Source organism: Paenibacillus xinjiangensis (assembly GCF_059686975.1).
The window spans coordinates 60,799-78,279 of sequence record NZ_JCAALS010000026.1 but is presented as its reverse complement, the minus strand read 5'-3'; the positions used below and the strand labels follow the sequence as shown (position 1 = coordinate 78,279).

The following is a 17,481-nucleotide window of genomic DNA, read 5'->3' as shown; positions in this document are numbered from 1 at the left end:
TCCTTTCCATAAGGAAGTCCAGATGCCTACATGCGGATAAAGCTTACCCATTAATAGTCTGTGATGCAAACAGGTCTAGCACATGATTGGCTGCTGTGTCAGGTCCATCATTTCCAAGGGCATGTACATAAGCCTGTCGTTTGTGAAGCAATTTATCCTCAAAGCCTGTTTTCAACAATTGTTCAAACCCATTTCTCACCGACCTTTGAAACGAATTTGTATGTAATTCCTCTCCCAGTATTCTTACAAGCTCTTCTGTTCCTTCTATTTCACCAAGTACTGTAGTATTACGAAAAATCTCATCAAACATCTCCTGTATAACTAGATTCCCTCCTAAGCCGGAATTAATGACAGCTTCTGTCTGCAAGACTTGACTATAGTTAGTTGGTGGTAGCAGTAATGTGGGAATACCCAGAGCAAAGGTTTCAAAAATAGATGTTAAGCCAGGCACAATGGCGAGGTATTGACTATTCTGCATCTCTTCAACGAATTCGGAATGCGGTAAACGGGTTATAATTAAGGATGTACTCTCATCTTTAGGGGTAATATATTGTTGCAATTTTTCTGGACCGCATACCATTACCTCATCTAGGTTCATTGACCGAGCAACTTCCCAGCCAATAGTAGTCACCATACCAGCATATTGAATTAATGTATCGTCTTTTGTATCGGGGTTAAGCAATCCCCCCGTACTAATTAGCAGCCTTTTTTTTCTTTTCATATTTGGATTCGATTTATTGTGTATATACCGATCTAATAGTGGAGCTATTCGTATAGGATTCTTAATCATTGGATCAATCGGAAATTCGTCTAGATAGGACTGCATCAAATAACTCTCTACATTAGCTAGTAAATAGTGCGGATTGGGTATGCTCTTAAGTTTGTTCTCATTGTCATATAAACTGGATATAGAACGTACTATTGCTTCAATAGAAGTATTCATCCAAGGAAGTATATCTACATATACAACTGGCACATTCAGATGCTTGGTATAAATGGCCAATACCGGATTGGTATTAACAAACACTAATGAAGAAGCAACTATGACATCTTTTATTTGTTCTAATTCCGATAAGCTCTCTGTGTTAATTTCTAATATAAAATCTATGGATGGATGACCTTTGAGAAATTCCAAAGAACTACCCGAGCCAATAAATAATAGATCAAACTCTTTTTTTTCGCCAATGATATCGAGTATCGTTGACATAGAAGATGCAGGACCAAAGCAATAGGAACAAGCATCGATTATAATATATTCTGACGAAATATTTTTCAACACATGACTAGCCGCATTCGTTATATCCTCCATCTGTACTTACCCCTTCTTTCTGTACAATCTCAATACCTTAATACTATTCTCACTCGGCTATTTACTTCGCATTAATGGCAGAGGGTTGTCATAATTCCAAATTCTCGAAAAAGATAAAGATGTACAATCTTTACAGCTTTGATGATTGGTATAACTTTTATTGAACCATGACCTTGAAGCTGATGATAATAGTTGTTCTAAGGATTCTTTACTTAAATCCCCATATACTACATCATCGTCAGAGGACATTACACAGCAAGGTGTCACCTTGCCATCAATTAATACATAGAGTCCATTATTAACCCACGGACATCTTTCCTGTTCGTTAACATCAAATGGAGAATAAATGTTCACCGTATTATATTTTGAACGCAAACGATTGACCTCCTCACCTAATTGCCGCCAATGCTGCCTTGATAGTCCTCCTTCTACACCCTCTAATGGATATAGAGGTATAAACTGGATACCGCTGCACTCCATCTGTTCGGCGTACTTATATAGAGACTCAAGTTCTACAATCGTGTGGCTTGAAACCACTGAGTTAATAATCATTGATAGGCTAGGATTTGCTTGTTTGAATTTGCGTATATTCTCAGTGATTCTATCTAAGTTTCCTCCAATTCTTACTGATGCCCAATAGTTCCGATCTAAGCTGTCTATACTTATATAAAGGACATGAGTCTTGGATAAGATTGTCGGTATGCTAGAATTCATAACCATACCATTGGTAACCAATTGTATAGAAACATGTGACATTGTCTTCTCAATAAGACTCACCATATCCATTAAGTGAGGATATAAGAAAGGTTCCCCAAAACCTTGTATTAATACTTGTTGCAGATTGGGAAGCCTCTCCAAATCATGTACGATCTTCTCCATGAGCGTTTTGTCCATATGAGAAGAACTTGCACCATAGACCAACGTTCTGGCACAATAAGTACATTTTAGATTGCATGCCTTGGTAGGCTCAATTTGCACCCAATTAATTTGCTTCATTACGTTCACTCCTTCATTGCTCATATCACATTATTTCTACTCTTCATTTGGTACTCTTCAATTGCTAATCGAATACCATCTCGAAGTGAAATTACGGGTTCCCAACCAATTAACCTTTTCGCCTTTGTAATATCAGGACACCGTTGCTGCGGATCATCAATGGGAAGAGACTTGTAAATAATTCTACTCTTGCTTCCCGTTAGTTCTTTAATTAACTTCGCCAAATCCATGATAGATATCTCTTCAGGATTACCAATATTGATAACTTGGCCACAAGTACCTGCACTCAGCATGGCTTGCTGCAAACCTCTCACAGTGTCATCAACATAGCAGAAGCTGCGCGTTTGATCTCCTGTTCCGTATACTGTGATGTCAGAGTTTCTTAATGATTGATTAATAAAATTAGAGATTGCTCGTCCATCATTTTCTCGTAATCTGGCAGAATAAGTATTGAATATTCTAACTATTCTTAAATCGACTTGAAATCTATGGAAATATTCATAACAATAGGTTTCTCCCAATCTTTTGGCTTCATCGTAACAGGCTCTAGGTCCCCATGTATTCACACTTCCTATATACTCTTCATTCTGATATTTAACCGTGGGATTGCCATAAACTTCACTGGTGCTTGTAAATAAGAATTTGGCGTTGCATTTAAGTGCCAGTTGAAGCAGCCGTTCTGTTCCAATTGTATTCACATACATAGTCTCTAACGAATAATTCCTATAAGCAACAGGACTAGCCGGACTGGACAAATGATAAATCTCATCAAAATGCTCATCCAGATTGGTATGCAATATATCCTCTTGTCTAAATTCAAAGTTTAACCTATTCTTTAAATGCTCAATATTACCTATCACTCCAGTAAGTAAGTTGTCTATACAAGTAACATGGTCCCCTCTCTCCACCAAGGAGCTACACAGATAGGAACCAATAAACCCAGCTCCACCCGTAACAAGAACTCTCTTCATGTTATACCTCCTAAATCTATTATTATTTAACAAGCTGAGATTCAAGTGATTGAAGAGGCTTGACTTGTGGATCAATTAGTACTTCAATGAGATACGGACCTTGCATTTTTGCTGTTTGGTTAAGAACGTCCACTAACTGATCCTCAGAATATATTCGTTCGGCGGGAATATTCATGGAATGGGCTAGCATGACAAAATCAATTTCTGGCATATCTGTACCAATATATTCTTGATTATATACGTCGCGCTGCCAATGCTTCTGAGTTCCATAGCATTTATTATTTAATATGATCCAAGTACATGGAAGATCATATTGTACTGCACAACTAATCTCCTGTAGATTCATCATAAACCCACCATCACCACAAACAGCGTAAACTCTCCCCTTTCCTTTTAATACGGAAGACATCCCTATCGAGGCACCAATGGAGTAGCCCATTGCTCCCCATCCATAATTTAGAAATAACTGGTTTGGAGCTTTAATTTTTAGAGAAAGCATTCCCCAATAGGCATTCTCACCTGAATCTAATATAACAACAGTCTCGTTATCTAAATATTCAGTCAATATTTGAAATAATCTTGCTGGGTGTACATATTTCATTTCATTCTGAGTTTGTAATATTCGAAAGGTAGGATAATATCCATGAATTCCCTTCTGCATTTCTATTATTTCTGCTACATTATCAGAATCTATACTTACTTCACTATCTAGTATGCTCTGCAGAATGTTAACCAAGGAACAATGCAATGAAAGTTTGGGGGTTAAATTTCTTCCTAGCTCCCTACTATCTATATCAATATGAACTAATTTGTTCGATATTTTTTCATTCCATCCCAAAGTCGTTAAATATTGTAGTGAAATACCAATCCCTATAATTAAATCAGACTGCTCAAGAAGATAATGATTGGCTACATCTTGTCCGTAACAGCCTACCATACCTAATGAGAGTGAATTCGTTTCGTCAACAACACCTCGGCCCCCTAAGCTGGTACACACAGGAATTTTATGTTTTTCTTGAACTTGTTTCAGCAAGTCAGTTGCTCCTGCTGTGTATACCCCTTGTCCAGCCATAATTATTGGATTGTTAGCTTCTTTTATAAGTTCAATAAGCATATTGATTTTATTCCTATCACTATCATTTAATGTAATTGCTATTGGTTCAACCATTTCATTCATATCAATTATTTCATTTCCATTCTTATTGAATTCCATTAGAAAATAATCTGTAGGTATATCCAAATGAACAGGTCCAGGGCGACCCGTTGTAGCTATTCTATATGCTTCTTTTATTACACTTTCAACACAATCATCTTTATTTAATCGATAGCTTGCTTTGCATACATTATGATAAATCCCCATAATATTGGGAGACCTATTAATACCTGAGCCCTCTTGAATTCCACCTTTTCCAATTTCAACTGAAGCTGCTTGTCCTGTTATCACAAGAATAGGTATTGAATCGTAATATGCTCCAGCTATTCCTGTTAGTAAATGACTAGCTCCTGGACCTGAGGTACTGATACAGCATCCACAGTTTCTAGTAATTCTTGCATATCCATCTGCCATATAAGCTGCTCCCTGTTCATTACGAGCAGCAATCAACTGCAGGTTAGACCTCTTATTGATTGCTTGGAATAAGGGAAGTATCCGTCCTCCAGATATTCCAAAAATCTTATTGATACCCAAACTTTCTAAAGTACCCGAAATAACGTCGGCATTTGTATTCAATTCTAAGGTCCTCATCTGACTCTTCCTCTCTGATATCAATTTCCAGCAATGGCGTCATGTTAATAACGATCTAATAATCCTCTTAATTTATTAAGGGTTTCAAAATTCTCAAACAATAGCTCTTCGTCTTTAATCTCAATGTCATACTTTTCTTCTATTTGAACGACCAAATTTATTGCTTTGATGGAGTCCAAACCAAGTGCCTTCAGGTCATCGTCCGGATTAACTTCAATGGTTGACATGTCAGAATTCAATATTTCTCCCAAAATTTCAATAATATCTTTCTGGTCAATAATCACATGAACCATTCCCTTTCATTCTGTCTTACTAATCATTTCCCTCTTCTTTTTTTCTTCACAGCACACTTGTTACCGTATTAATTTTCAGTATGTCATCCTTAGTTAAATCAGGTTCTATCAGACTGAAGAGATCTGAATGATCCAACCGAAATGCAAAATCTATTTTCCACTCTCTTTTTTCACTATCCGTTAATCCATAGAAGTTAAGGCTTTGAACTGCTTGCGGGGTCTCAAACATTTTCATGTGTGCAGCCAAAGCATCATCTTGAAATACCTGATTCGTATAATAAAATAAATAATAGATATATTCATTAAGGTTATATCTCTGGCTATAACTCAATAAATGGTTAATATTATTTTCCATATGTCTTTTATAGAAATAATAAATATCCTGATACATGTAGGTTGAGAATGGATTCTTAAGCTTAAAGCAATAAATAGAGTTCATTTCTTTATAATGATGCAGGCAAACCTCTATAAAGGCATTCATAATGGATAATGCTTTAATAGTAGTGCCGTGCAAATCCATACTTATCGTTTCTGACAATATTTCTAAGAGATCAATGCGTTTCCCGCTATACTCCCCCCAAAAGACATCTACGTTCACATCAATATTCATACTGAAGTCGGTATCGTTCATATGATAAAACGGAGCAACCTGATGAGAGTTCAAGAACATTATTTTCTCTTTCCTCGTAAGCTCCCTGGGGTTCCCTTGTTCATCAAATAGCATATTCTTAAAACCATGTTTATTCATGATGTCCGTTACCTGCTGTATATCGTTTCTTGATACTAAGATATCTATGTCTCCAGAGTCTCTATAACCGATATCACCATACGCCTGAATGGAAAGCACCTCTCCCTTGATAACCGCATAAGGTATATGTGCCAAATCTACAGCTATAGGTTTCAGTAAAGCATACCATTCTGCATTTTTCTTGATAATAGACTCTTCTTGTATTCGTAACATGTGTGGATTTTTAACATTCAGGTTCAGATTCATCATGATTTTGTCCCTTCTATAATAGAATGGAAACTCTCTCCTAGCAGGAATGCAGCACTTTCAGTGCCTCAACCACCATATTCATTTGTTCTCTTGAGCCTAATGAGATTCTAATATGATTCTCATAACCAAAAGCTGAAAGATCACGAATAATAATTTTATAGCTACGGTACATCTCCTTTACAAGCTGATCGCTATTCTTCGATTTTATGGTAACAAAGTTGGTCGAGCTTAGCCTATATTCAATATTGAGCATCTCCAGTTGTGTATAAAACCATTGTTTTGTCATTTCGTTTTCTTTAACCACATACCGCAAATATTCCTGGTCTTTAATAGCTGCCAGAGCCGCTATATAGGCTAGACGATTGAGATTATATGGAAGTACATTTCTTATCTCATATAGAGACTTAATGATATGAGGATTAGCTATTGCATATCCGCATCGGATACCAGCAAGTCCATAAGCTTTGGAAAATGTTCTTAGCACCAGAATATTATTATAATGCTCCATCATTTTCATAGAGATATTCTCTCTTTGCGCAAATTCAATATACGCTTCATCCACAACGAATAGAGCATCGTTATTGTCACAAGCCTTAGCGATTGCAGCTATGTCCGCATAGTCCCAATAGGTACCTAATGGATTATGTGGATTACATAAAAAAACGATCGCTGTATCCCTATCAACGGCATTGCAAATGCTATTCACGGTAGAATCATCAAGCGAACATTCTATTAATGACTTATTTGTAAGGTTAGATGAGAATTTATATCCGCCAAACGTTTTTTCTGTCGTTACCACTTTATTTCGATTCTTATTGATCAGTAATGTTATTATAAAAATCAGTTCATCGGCACCGTTTCCGATAAAAACCATATCGTGATTAAGATTATTTTTATTCGCAATTTCAACTCTTAATTCTTTATAAGCAGAGTCTGGATAATAATTAATTCTATGAATTTCCGAAGAAATGGCTTCCATAGCTCTTGGGGAACAGTTATAAGGGCTTTCACTCAGAGACAATCGAATGTCATCTGTATTTAATATGGAGCCGCTATATATAGTTGGATTAAATTCACAGATTTCATTCGCCATTTGTCATCATTCTCCCCATATTCATTTGAAAACGGAGCATCATTTCAAAAAATCAACAACATCCAGACCTTCCAGCGCTTGTTCATAGCGTTTGAATATTGTGCTTGCATACTGCATTCTTTGCTCTTTATCATAATCATCCGAACCCAAATAGTTTATTTCACGGTAGAAATGACATAGTAATGATCTTCTGAAATCATAGAATAAATCATTGTAGCTGTAATGATGCTCCTCTAATCCGATAAAATCATAGTAATGCTTCAATAAGCTGTCATATTCCATATGATTGGTTTCAATATCTAAATTCCCCACTACAAACAAAGAAACATCGTATGCAATATTCCCGGTTCTCGCCAACTGCCAATCTATTACTCCCATCAGCTCTTTCTGGTCATTAAATATTAGATTATCCAGTCGCAAATCAAAATGAATTAAGGATTGCAGGCTGCAATCAATATCCAACCAAACATCTATATACTTCCGGTTCATCACATCAAATTTATTAGCAAACGAATTGGGCAAGTATTGGCCAAAATGCTGCCAAGCATTATCCCATGAGGTTTTGAATTCCTTTTGGCTGAAATGCAACTGGTCCAAAGTCCATCCTTTCATTGATTTTTTGTAGTCTGTAATTGAATCAAACCAATGCCGATGAAAACAACCTAATTTTTCAAGAAAAGCGCTAGTGCATTCTATATTGCACCCTTTAAATTGATTGCCAACTTCGTATTCACCTAAATCTTGCATGATAATCATAAATTCCCCTGTTGTATCGTCGTAATAATTGTAATAGCAATTCGGATAAGGTAGTTTATTCTGCAATGGCAGAATTTCATTGTATGTATATATCTCTCTTTGATAAAAATTCAAATAATTAAATATATCCTTACATTCATTATTCGCAATTTTTACAATGAGCGTTAATTCTCTGTTATATCCTGCATGAATATAATACAAATAGATTTTATAAACATGACTTGTCAAAGCTATATTCGTAACTAATCGTTCTAATTTATATTCTTTTAATTGCGCCTTATATTCTATCTTGCCTAGTATCTGCTCAAGCAACGAGAATGATAATTTGCTGATCACGTTTAGAGTTTCCATTGGTTAGCTACTCTTTAAAACACTGTTTATTGATTTTTCATACGCTGCCAGCGTGTACTCGATTTCATTAACTCCATGAGCATAACTCAAAAACCATTGTGACATCCAAGATGAGTTAGCTGTATTGCGTAAATCTCCTTTAACAAGGCTAACCCCATTTTTCATCAATTCTTCAATCAATGAACTAAAAAGTTGAAGATTGTTATAGGTTAACGCTTCATAGCTATTGGATATCTTCTCTTTATCTGTAAAGTAGAATTGAAATACCGAAGGAAATCCCTGCCATATATGTGGAACGGACATTCGATTTAATATGTCATCAATACCAGTGATCAACATGCTGCCCATTTCATTAAAATGTTTGTAAATATCCCCTTCTTTTACAATATCAACAACAGTATTGGCCACAGCCACAGATAATGGATTAGCGTCATATGTGGCTGCCTGATATACGGTACCATCTCCTAGTAATTGCATAATTTCTTTGGTTCCAGCACAAATGCCAATGGGGAGTCCTCCGCTGAATGCTTTAGAGTAGGTAACAATGTCTGCGTACACACCATAATACTCCTGTGCTCCTCCAAGTGAGAAACGAAGTCCCGTTATACATTCATCAAATATGAGTACCGAGCCATTCTGGCTTGTTAATTCACGAATAAATTCCAGATATCCTTCATTGGGGGGAATTGGACCTGCATGGCACAAGACGGGTTCGCAGATGACTGCAGCGATTTCATCACCATACTGGTTAAATACAGCTGTTAATTGTTCCCGATTGTTCCACTCTATTGCCACCAGCTTGGTAGAATAATCACCTAGCAGTCCTTTATCATAAGGTAATTCTGGGACGAAGTGAGCTATTTCTTCGGTAAACCACCCATGATAGTGCCCCCAGAACTTGACTATAATTTTTCGATTTGTATATCCTCTTGCCAATCTTATTGCAAGATGCACAGCCTCGGATCCACTATTCACCAAACGTATCGCATCTTTCCTCGAAATTTCTTTTATTTTATCCGCTAATTCATATGCCAATCGATAATGATGATCCCCAACATTCAAGCATTTACTGGATTGCTCTTGTATAGCTTCTACAATCCGGGGATGAGAATGTCCAAGAATATGACAGCAGTTGCCCAGTAGGTAATCAACATATTTCTTGTCATTTTCATCGATGATCCAAGCCCCGCTACTTTCTTTTACATAAATACTAGATTCAGCAAAACGATTAGATAAGCTATCCATATAATCCCTCCATTTTTATTACAGCGTCATATTCATTACTTTGGAGAATTTCAGAAATGTGGTCTTATCCATTGCTAGTTGTCCTGAAGCTACACATCCGTTTGATCCTCCGGTCAAAAGAAGATTCAAATCATCTTCTGATATGATTTCAAGACGAGCAACCGCCTCCTGTGTATAACGGGGATCATATACAACTACCCCATCGATGCCTATCTGTTTCAAATCAATGATCAGCTGCTCAGAATCAGTATGGAACGGACGATAATCCAATACACAGACTCCTCTCATCCCCTTAATCCAGTCGATAAAACGCTCAGCTGTATGGTCTACCGAGTTGGAATGGTCAACAACAGTGGTTCGATAGGCAGGTGGCAAATAGCCAATAATATTCAATTCTTCATTGTTGAATCTACACTTTTTCACAATGCCGATCAGTACTTTAATACGATTGTCGGGGCATGAATCATATTGTTCGAGGAACGAGGCACTTGTTCCATAATCGAATAATATGCCCGCCCAAGAAATCGAGCTTCTCGCATTTAGAATACGCAGCTCCTCAAGAACCTCTTCTTCACTGCCAGATGTTTTAACGTTCAAATCAGCATACTGTCCATATTGCGCCAGGTCGAGCTCAGGAAACAAAAATTTAAAATGCTCATAATATTCATTGCCGCAGTCCGGAGAGTGAATCAGGTTTTTCATAGTTTTGCTCGAAAATCCAAATTTCCCACGAGTACTCTGTTTTATATCAATCAACCTTGCAATTGCACATTGTCCATAGACAAGCATGACAATAACTTCTGCGCTCGTCATATATTCCGCATATTGTTCAATATCAAAGTTGCTCCGTATATGATTAATGACATCCTCATATTTCAAACGTATCGTTTTCGTTTTTACAATTTCCAGGTTGTTCTGTTCAAGCATGGATAACAATAACCCTAGTACTCCTTGTTCTATACCGTCTGGTTTAAGTAGAATTATCCCATATTCACTATCGTCTAGAACTCTAATCATCACAGTTATCTCCTTGGTTATTATAATGCCCTTCAATTGCATACTTCAGATCTCGTAAGAACATACACGCCCTTCTTCCCTCGGTTACCCTATGGTCAAACGTAAGAGATAAAGTAAACCGCTGCAGCTTATCATCAACCGAGGATATTCCTAATGTAGCCGACTGCTTCGAGCTAATAAGTGGTTTAAAATAAGCAACACCTTCATTAGATAAATCACTAATAGTAAACGTACAGCCTTGTACATCTTCTATCCCAAGCTTATTCCGGATATACTTTTTCATTGCTATGAAAATACTGCTCTCTACTTCCTTCAACATCATATTTTCTGAACTAGGCAGCTTTATGACTTTTAAGCCTTTATCCATATCAATGGCTAATCCTATTTCTTTATTTTTATAATAGGCGGTCCCTCCAGCTGAATAGAACGCATTGAATTCCTTATATTTCTCAAGTAATTTGGAGATTTCATAAACGATAATAGATAAAAGATATTTATTTGACTTATTTTCAGGTGAAACGTCATTGAAATCGACGTGCATATAGATGGTGCTGGTTACATTCCCTTCTTTCAGGAAATGATTGACCTCAGCTTTTTTGGCTGCTGTATGTGGTTTGAATTCGAAATCAACAGTATTAGCCACAGGAATGTCGTCTTTTACACCTTCATATCTTGGAATCGCTTTTTCCACATCGTATTTATTCACGAGATCTCGACCGAAGAAAATAGACTTATCCATTTCGAGAGAACTAATTAATTCAGATGCCTCTCGTGAATAAATAGGCTCCAAGCTATTTGTTGCTAGACTATCCGTCTGTTCATAACCGCCAACTGCCCTATTCGCAGCCACATATTTTTCTGTATGTATTCTGGCAGCAATCTCTCCTATCTTTAATACAGCACCCTCCTTACATAAATATTCGATGTAGCCTTCAACCTTAGCATCAATAGAGACATTTGCCTTTGAAGCCTCAAGCTCAAGAAGAATATCTCCTGATTTTATATAATCACCTGTTTTGTAGAATAGCTTAGCAACACTTACATATTCATCGTTTAAATATTCCTTAGGTGTATATATTTCCTGAAACACAGCCATAGTTGTATTCTCCTCTCAACAGAACTGTGGGTTACACATATCTCGGACTATGCTGTCCAATGATTTTCATTATATGATCTCGATTTACCAGTATATTTTCTTCAAGAGTTTTGTTAGATGGAATAGCGCAAGGTAGGGAAGCAATTCTTCTTACTACGATCCTATCTTCCATTTGTTCAGTGACAGAGGCAATAATTTCACTTCCTATTCCATGAAACATACTCCCCTCTTCCACAATATATAAGCACTTAGTCACACTAACGGAACGGATAATTTCGCTATAGTCAATTGGCTTTATGCGTGATAGGACAATGACCTCCGTTTTCACATCGTGTATGTAAAACAAAGGCTCAATACAATCAACAACCATATTACTTACTCCACCGTAGGTTATAATTGTTGCCGTTGGTTGAGAAAGAAGAGGTCTTATTCTTACAACAGGATAATTAGTGATCATCGATAATTCGCACTTGAAATTGTCCAGCTGTTTCGCAGCTATATGCTTCGCATAATCAAGCTTATTCTCTATAACGATTACGGGATTCCTTTCATTATCCATAATTGCTTGATAGACAACCCGTGGGTCTACCAATGCATTCAAAGCAATTACGCTAATACCGTCAATGGCAAGCAGAAGCTTATCCAAAGTTTGCGAATGCGTCGGTCCATATCCTCGCCCTCCACCCATAGGAGTTCGGATAACAACAGGGCACTCGACCTGCTGGTTGTACATTCCCCTGAATTTAGCTGCATGATTTACAATTTGATCCATACACAATGTGATAAAGTCCCCAAACATAATTTCCAGAACAGGTCTGTACCCTGCCAGAGCCAAGCCATTTGAAATCCCCGTTATAGCCGCCTCACTTATAGGTGTCGAAATTACCCTCTCAGGAAACTTTTCACTCAAGTCCTTTGCTATTTTAAATGCGCCTCCATAGGGAGCGAGAACATCTTCGCCAATAAAAAGCAATTTTTCATTTGTTATCATTTCCTCTGCGAAAAATGTATAGATTAAATCAGATTGCCTTTTTGCAATAATAGGGAGCTCCACCCAGTCGTCAATGTCATTCTTTCGAGCGTTATTGACAAAATATTCAGTTAATTTAAGTTCGGGAGAGGCTTCAACTTCTGCTATAATGTCATCTAGTTCTTGATCTATCTCATCTACAATCCGTTGGTACAATTGCGGGTTTCTGTTCCGAAAAATATTTATTGGATCCTGCAAGGAATATTTCTCTATCTCACTGGCATCACGGTAATCATCGCCCTTAGAATGTGGATTCAATCTATACATATCCACCAAATGAAAAGCTGGCATGGAAGTGCTTCTCACATAATCTATGCTAGTACTCGCATTCTCAAAAAGGGTATCTAAATCCCAGATATCACTTGTAAAGGTTTCAATTCCAAAACTTAAAGCTCTATTGGTTATATCGCCTGCAAGATTTGTCACTTGTAATGTGGATTGAGCATAATAATTGTTTTCACATACCAACAACATAGGTAGACGCCACTTGGCTATTATATTCATCGTTTCATACAATACGCCTTCCCCTAGTGTACCGTCACCTATAAATGCAATGATAATATTATTCGTTTTATTCAATTTCTCTGCCATTGCTAATCCAGCAGCCACCGGTACCATACCACCTTGAATGCCATTGGAGAAAAATCTTTTATTATGCAGATGCTGGCTTCCTCCAATTCCGCCACAAGCACCAATCTTCTTGCCCATTAATTCACCAATCAGGCTCTTACAATCCTTCGTGTATGAAATATAATGACCATGACATCGGTGATTGGATATTACATAGTCATTCTCATTGATATGACTGATAGATGCAATGCCTGAGAACTCTTGTCCAACACATGTATGAACGGTTCCATTCAACTTTCCATTAGAAAATAACTCTAATAACTTCTCTTCAACACGCCTAATACAAATCGCTTCTTGCATAAAGGCTATATCTATCATTGTTGTTGTTCTCCTAATCTATAATCTCCAGTTAAATAGATCTGGGCAGCCCGTTCTTCACAATCAAGTGATAGTACACTGTCTATAATCTGGACAAAAGAATCGAGGGAATCAGGCAACATGTTCAGAAATGCATATTCGAATTGTTGGTCAAGAAATGACCGGTAGGATAAGTGGACAAAAGAAAGGGATACATGCGAGGATCTTTTCTAAATTTGCTATAAACTACGAGGCACTTCTCGCTAACCTCGATCTGAATCACACCGGCTAAATTTTTGGAACATACTTTAAAATGTGTGTTCAGGTTAAAATTATTGCAATAATATAGATTTAGTAATAAATCCAATTTCTTCAATAACTGATATTTACGAAGATTATATCCACGTATACAGAGTTCGTCAAGATCATTTCATCTCATCTTTTCAATCTTCCTTTAAATTAAAAGGCCAAGTACGTGAACACTTGGCCTTGTACTTGTATGGGATTCTGTGTTGCAGGACATCCAATGCCCAGGTTCACTTCTTGGTGCTACAGCTCCTTATTTTTGTATAAACAATCCAACATTTTTCCTAGTACTTCTTTCTCGCAAATGGTAATTTCATCTATTAAATTGATCATTTTATTTATTATAATATTAGCTTTAGTAGCATTATATTTAATGAATAAGTTCTGTAATATAAAACTATCATTTCTCACTTTTACACATTCTGTTAGTAATTCGTCACTTTCCAAATAATTATTTTCTAACATATATTTAATTCGCATAACCATCATATTTTTATGATTTAATAAGGTTTGGAAGTTTTTCATATGTATTTGGTTCTTATTTCCTATTACGTTCAGCTTCTCTAAGATTCGTCTACAAGTGTAGGGAGCCATATCAGGCCCCCAATATATTCCTCCAACCTTCGCATACAAAAATAACTTTAATTACACTTGCTATACCCGCAATTACTACATTGCTTGCAGCCCTCAATATTAATCAGCGAAGCTGATCCGCAGGAAGGACACAGGTCCAGGGAGCCTATTTCAACCTGTCCGTGATGAACTCGGCTGCCTTGTTGATTACTCGTTATCCCTGATTCATTTGTTTCTACTGCTGCCGCTTGTTCATTCCCGCTGTCGATGTGAATCTCTAGTGCCTTCGCCACCGCATCGGCAATCGACTCCACGCGATTCACGCCGAAGCCGATAGCGCCGGAGCCACCTATTCCCTTCAAGTGCTTGATGAGCAGCTTCACTTTGTTGCCGTGATCGCCATAGCGTAAGAACAAGGAGCATACACGGCCAAGCGCTTCTGCCATGGCGAATACATCTGAGCCTGCCTTGCCTACATTCAAGAATATTTCACCCGGTATACCATTCAGATCATTGATGGTAATATAAGCCATGCCGAATGGCGTATTGACCTTATAAGTTGCCCCTCGCAGTATTTGTGGACGACTCTTATACGCCTTATCCAGCACTTGAGCTGCTTGAGGAGCAGCAGCCGATGCTAGACTCTCGCCCTTGGCAGGAGGTTTCACTTCCTGCACGTCTGAATCAGCTTGAGCTGCCGCAGCTGCCTGCGATTCCACTCCAACCTTGCTGCCCTCCTTGTCTTCCTTACCGGTCGACAAGACTTGAACATCGCGGCTTCCGTCCCGATAGATGGTAACGCCTTTGCAGCCTAGGTCGAAGGCCAGCTCATACAGCTCCTTCGTCTCCTCCACGGTGAAATCATTCGGTGCATTGGCCGTCTTCGAGATTGAGCTGTCTACCCATCGCTGAATCGCGGCCTGCACACGGATATGATCCTTCGCGGACAGTCCCATCGATGTGACAAAATAATCAGGAAGCTCTTCTCCAGGATGGGCATCCTTCCACTCCTGTGCGATCGGCACAAGCTGCTTATCGAACCCTAGCCGGCTCTGACGGAAATATTCGAAGGCGAAATACGGCTCGATTCCCGTTGATGTACCTACCATCGTACCTGTACTGCCTGTCGGCGCTTGCGTGAGAACAGTTACGTTCCGGATGCCTTGCTCAAGCACAGCATCACCAACTTCAGGGAACGCTTCAACCATATTGCGCATGAAGCCGCTCTGTAGGAACTTATCGGCTTCGAACGCTTCGAACGAGCCTTTCTCCGCAGCAATATCCGCGGATGCCAGATAGGCCTCCCTTGCCATGAAGCCGTACAGCTTATCTAGAAACACAAGCGATTCCGAGCTGCCATAGCGAATGCCCAGCTTGATCATCAGCTCAGCCAGCCCCATCGTCCCAAGCCCAATCCGGCGCTCCCGCTTCTGATTCTTCTCATTCTCTTCGAAGTGATAAGGCGTCGTATCAATGACATTGTCGAGGAATCGTACCGACCAGCGTGTCACTTGCGCCAGCTCCGTCCAATTCACCTCATGATTGACTTCATCATAGAACTTCGACAGATTAATCGCAGACAGATTGCATACGCCCCATGCTGGAAGACCTTGCTCGCCGCACGGATTCGTACTAATGATCGGGTTGAAATACCAGCTGTTCGACATCTGGTTGTAATACTCCATGAACACAACGCCAGGCTCAGCAGATTTCCATGCAGATTCTATGATGGTATGCCAGATTTCGCGTGCACGGACTGTTTTATACGGGATCACTCGCTTGCCGAGCTGCTTCCATGCCTCAAGATCACCCGTCCATAGCTCGTCGTATTCCGAGTCCTTCGTATCCGGGAATACGAGCTCCCAATCGAGATCCTCCTTGACCGCCTTCATGAAGGCATTGCTGACGCATACAGACAGATTCGCATTTGTAACCTGTCCCATCGTCTGCTTAACTGTAATGAAATCCAACACATCCGGATGCCAGTCATTCATCATGAGCATAAGAGCTCCGCGCCGGCTGCCTCCTTGCTCAATAAGTCCAGTCGTATAGCTGAACAAGCCGCCCCAAGACACAGCACCGCTTGAGCTCCCGTTCACACCAGCAACAATAGCTCTCCGCGGACGCAATGAGGATAGATTAATGCCCACGCCGCCACCGCGCGCCATAATTTCCGTCATCTCGGCGAGTGTCGTCATAATGCCACCCCTGCTATCCTTCGGAGAAGGTATAACATAGCAATTAAACAGGGTCAGCTCTTCGCTTGCACCCGCACCTGCTGCTATCCGACCTCCCGGCACAAGCTTCCAGTCATCGAGAATATAGCGAAAGCGCTCCGTCCATACTTCGCGATTCTCTTCACTCTTCTCAGCGTTAGCCAAAGCACCCGCCAAGCGATCCCACATTTCCTCAGGCGTCTGCTCAATCGTCAGCGTCAGCTTCTCTACATCAGCAGTAATCTCATCGCCGCTTCGCAGCTTGACACTCACCCGCTGTCCTTCACGGGCAATGACTTCACCGACCTCTTTGGCCGGAAACTTCGGATCATCCTTCGTGAGCACGAGCACGATGTCCCCTGCCTTCACTTGGCTCGTATCTGCGTTTTTCCATGCGTATCTATCCAAAAATATTTTCTCACTTAACCCTTCAAGCCGATTATTCGTCGTCATCTTCATAAGTATTGACAGCCTCCCATCGCTCTCCCACGATTCCTGGTTTCATTAAACCTCATCTACTATAATATGACCAGGACACAATATATTGTGTATAAATTAATT

The 17,481-nt window shown here is 39.1% G+C and carries 14 protein-coding genes; all 14 read right to left on the bottom strand.

Going from position 1 to position 17,481, the window contains the following annotated elements; translation table 11 throughout:
- Positions 1–43 precede the first annotated feature (43 nt).
- Positions 44–1,309, bottom strand: coding sequence for a hypothetical protein (locus tag AC6ESP_RS22785; RefSeq protein ID WP_497099032.1), 1,266 nt, complete (start codon positions 1,307–1,309; stop codon positions 44–46).
- A 57-nt stretch (positions 1,310–1,366) separates the two neighbouring features.
- Positions 1,367–2,305 (bottom strand): radical SAM protein, encoded by a 939-nt coding sequence (locus AC6ESP_RS22780; RefSeq protein WP_497099031.1) that lies wholly within the window; start codon positions 2,303–2,305, stop codon positions 1,367–1,369.
- 20 nt (positions 2,306–2,325) lie between these two features.
- A complete protein-coding gene (locus tag AC6ESP_RS22775) occupies positions 2,326–3,276 on the bottom strand; it encodes an NAD-dependent epimerase/dehydratase family protein (RefSeq protein WP_497099030.1) in 951 nt (316 codons plus the stop codon).
- A gap of 22 nt (positions 3,277–3,298) precedes the next feature.
- Positions 3,299–5,005, bottom strand: a complete 1,707-nt coding sequence (locus AC6ESP_RS22770; RefSeq protein WP_497099029.1) for a thiamine pyrophosphate-binding protein — start codon at positions 5,003–5,005, stop codon at positions 3,299–3,301.
- A gap of 59 nt (positions 5,006–5,064) precedes the next feature.
- Positions 5,065–5,313 (bottom strand): acyl carrier protein, encoded by a 249-nt coding sequence (locus AC6ESP_RS22765; RefSeq protein WP_497099028.1) that lies wholly within the window; start codon positions 5,311–5,313, stop codon positions 5,065–5,067.
- 46 nt (positions 5,314–5,359) lie between these two features.
- On the bottom strand, positions 5,360–6,310 hold the full coding sequence (locus tag AC6ESP_RS22760; protein WP_497099027.1) for a nucleotidyltransferase family protein: 951 nt from the start codon (positions 6,308–6,310) through the stop codon (positions 5,360–5,362).
- A gap of 37 nt (positions 6,311–6,347) precedes the next feature.
- On the bottom strand, positions 6,348–7,403 hold the full coding sequence (gene hisC / locus AC6ESP_RS22755) for a histidinol-phosphate transaminase (protein ID WP_497099026.1): 1,056 nt from the start codon (positions 7,401–7,403) through the stop codon (positions 6,348–6,350).
- Positions 7,404–7,442: 39 nt separating this feature from the next.
- Positions 7,443–8,510, bottom strand: coding sequence for a phosphotransferase (locus AC6ESP_RS22750; RefSeq protein WP_497099025.1), 1,068 nt, complete (start codon positions 8,508–8,510; stop codon positions 7,443–7,445).
- A gap of 3 nt (positions 8,511–8,513) precedes the next feature.
- The gene (locus AC6ESP_RS22745) at positions 8,514–9,755 is read right to left on the bottom strand and encodes an aspartate aminotransferase family protein (protein WP_497099024.1); all 1,242 of its coding nucleotides are present in this window, start codon (positions 9,753–9,755) and stop codon (positions 8,514–8,516) included.
- 18 nt (positions 9,756–9,773) lie between these two features.
- Positions 9,774–10,772 (bottom strand): nucleoside-diphosphate kinase, encoded by a 999-nt coding sequence (locus AC6ESP_RS22740; protein ID WP_497099048.1) that lies wholly within the window; start codon positions 10,770–10,772, stop codon positions 9,774–9,776.
- On the bottom strand, positions 10,765–11,868 hold the full coding sequence (locus AC6ESP_RS22735) for a 2-oxo acid dehydrogenase subunit E2 (RefSeq protein ID WP_497099023.1): 1,104 nt from the start codon (positions 11,866–11,868) through the stop codon (positions 10,765–10,767). Before AC6ESP_RS22735 ends, AC6ESP_RS22740 begins: the two co-directional genes overlap by 8 nt.
- 31 nt (positions 11,869–11,899) lie before the next feature.
- Complete coding sequence (locus tag AC6ESP_RS22730; RefSeq protein WP_497099022.1) at positions 11,900–13,846, bottom strand: dehydrogenase E1 component subunit alpha/beta; 1,947 nt, start codon at positions 13,844–13,846, stop codon at positions 11,900–11,902.
- Positions 13,847–14,374: 528 nt separating this feature from the next.
- Positions 14,375–14,656, bottom strand: coding sequence for a hypothetical protein (locus tag AC6ESP_RS22725; protein WP_497099021.1), 282 nt, complete (start codon positions 14,654–14,656; stop codon positions 14,375–14,377).
- Positions 14,657–14,772: 116 nt separating this feature from the next.
- The gene (locus AC6ESP_RS22720) at positions 14,773–17,379 is read right to left on the bottom strand and encodes an adenosylcobalamin-dependent ribonucleoside-diphosphate reductase (RefSeq protein ID WP_497099020.1); all 2,607 of its coding nucleotides are present in this window, start codon (positions 17,377–17,379) and stop codon (positions 14,773–14,775) included.
- Positions 17,380–17,481 lie beyond the last annotated feature (102 nt).

What these genes read in the sequence shown, in the direction of transcription:
- AC6ESP_RS22775 (WP_497099030.1), bottom strand. Translation starts at nt 3,276, where the DNA reads ATGAAGAGAGTTCTTGTTACGGGTGGAGCTGGGTTTATTGGTTCCTAT.
- AC6ESP_RS22730 (WP_497099022.1), bottom strand. Translation starts at nt 13,846, where the DNA reads ATGATAGATATAGCCTTTATGCAAGAAGCGATTTGTATTAGGCGTGTT.
- hisC (WP_497099026.1), bottom strand. Translation starts at nt 7,403, where the DNA reads ATGGCGAATGAAATCTGTGAATTTAATCCAACTATATATAGCGGCTCC.
- AC6ESP_RS22735 (WP_497099023.1), bottom strand. Translation starts at nt 11,868, where the DNA reads ATGGCTGTGTTTCAGGAAATATATACACCTAAGGAATATTTAAACGAT.
- AC6ESP_RS22745 (WP_497099024.1), bottom strand. Translation starts at nt 9,755, where the DNA reads ATGGATAGCTTATCTAATCGTTTTGCTGAATCTAGTATTTATGTAAAA.
- AC6ESP_RS22725 (WP_497099021.1), bottom strand. Translation starts at nt 14,656, where the DNA reads ATGAAAAACTTCCAAACCTTATTAAATCATAAAAATATGATGGTTATG.
- AC6ESP_RS22765 (WP_497099028.1), bottom strand. Translation starts at nt 5,313, where the DNA reads ATGGTTCATGTGATTATTGACCAGAAAGATATTATTGAAATTTTGGGA.
- AC6ESP_RS22750 (WP_497099025.1), bottom strand. Translation starts at nt 8,510, where the DNA reads ATGGAAACTCTAAACGTGATCAGCAAATTATCATTCTCGTTGCTTGAG.
- AC6ESP_RS22740 (WP_497099048.1), bottom strand. Translation starts at nt 10,772, where the DNA reads ATGATTAGAGTTCTAGACGATAGTGAATATGGGATAATTCTACTTAAA.
- AC6ESP_RS22785 (WP_497099032.1), bottom strand. Translation starts at nt 1,309, where the DNA reads ATGGAGGATATAACGAATGCGGCTAGTCATGTGTTGAAAAATATTTCG.
- AC6ESP_RS22720 (WP_497099020.1), bottom strand. Translation starts at nt 17,379, where the DNA reads ATGAAGATGACGACGAATAATCGGCTTGAAGGGTTAAGTGAGAAAATA.
- AC6ESP_RS22760 (WP_497099027.1), bottom strand. Translation starts at nt 6,310, where the DNA reads ATGATGAATCTGAACCTGAATGTTAAAAATCCACACATGTTACGAATA.
- AC6ESP_RS22780 (WP_497099031.1), bottom strand. Translation starts at nt 2,305, where the DNA reads ATGAAGCAAATTAATTGGGTGCAAATTGAGCCTACCAAGGCATGCAAT.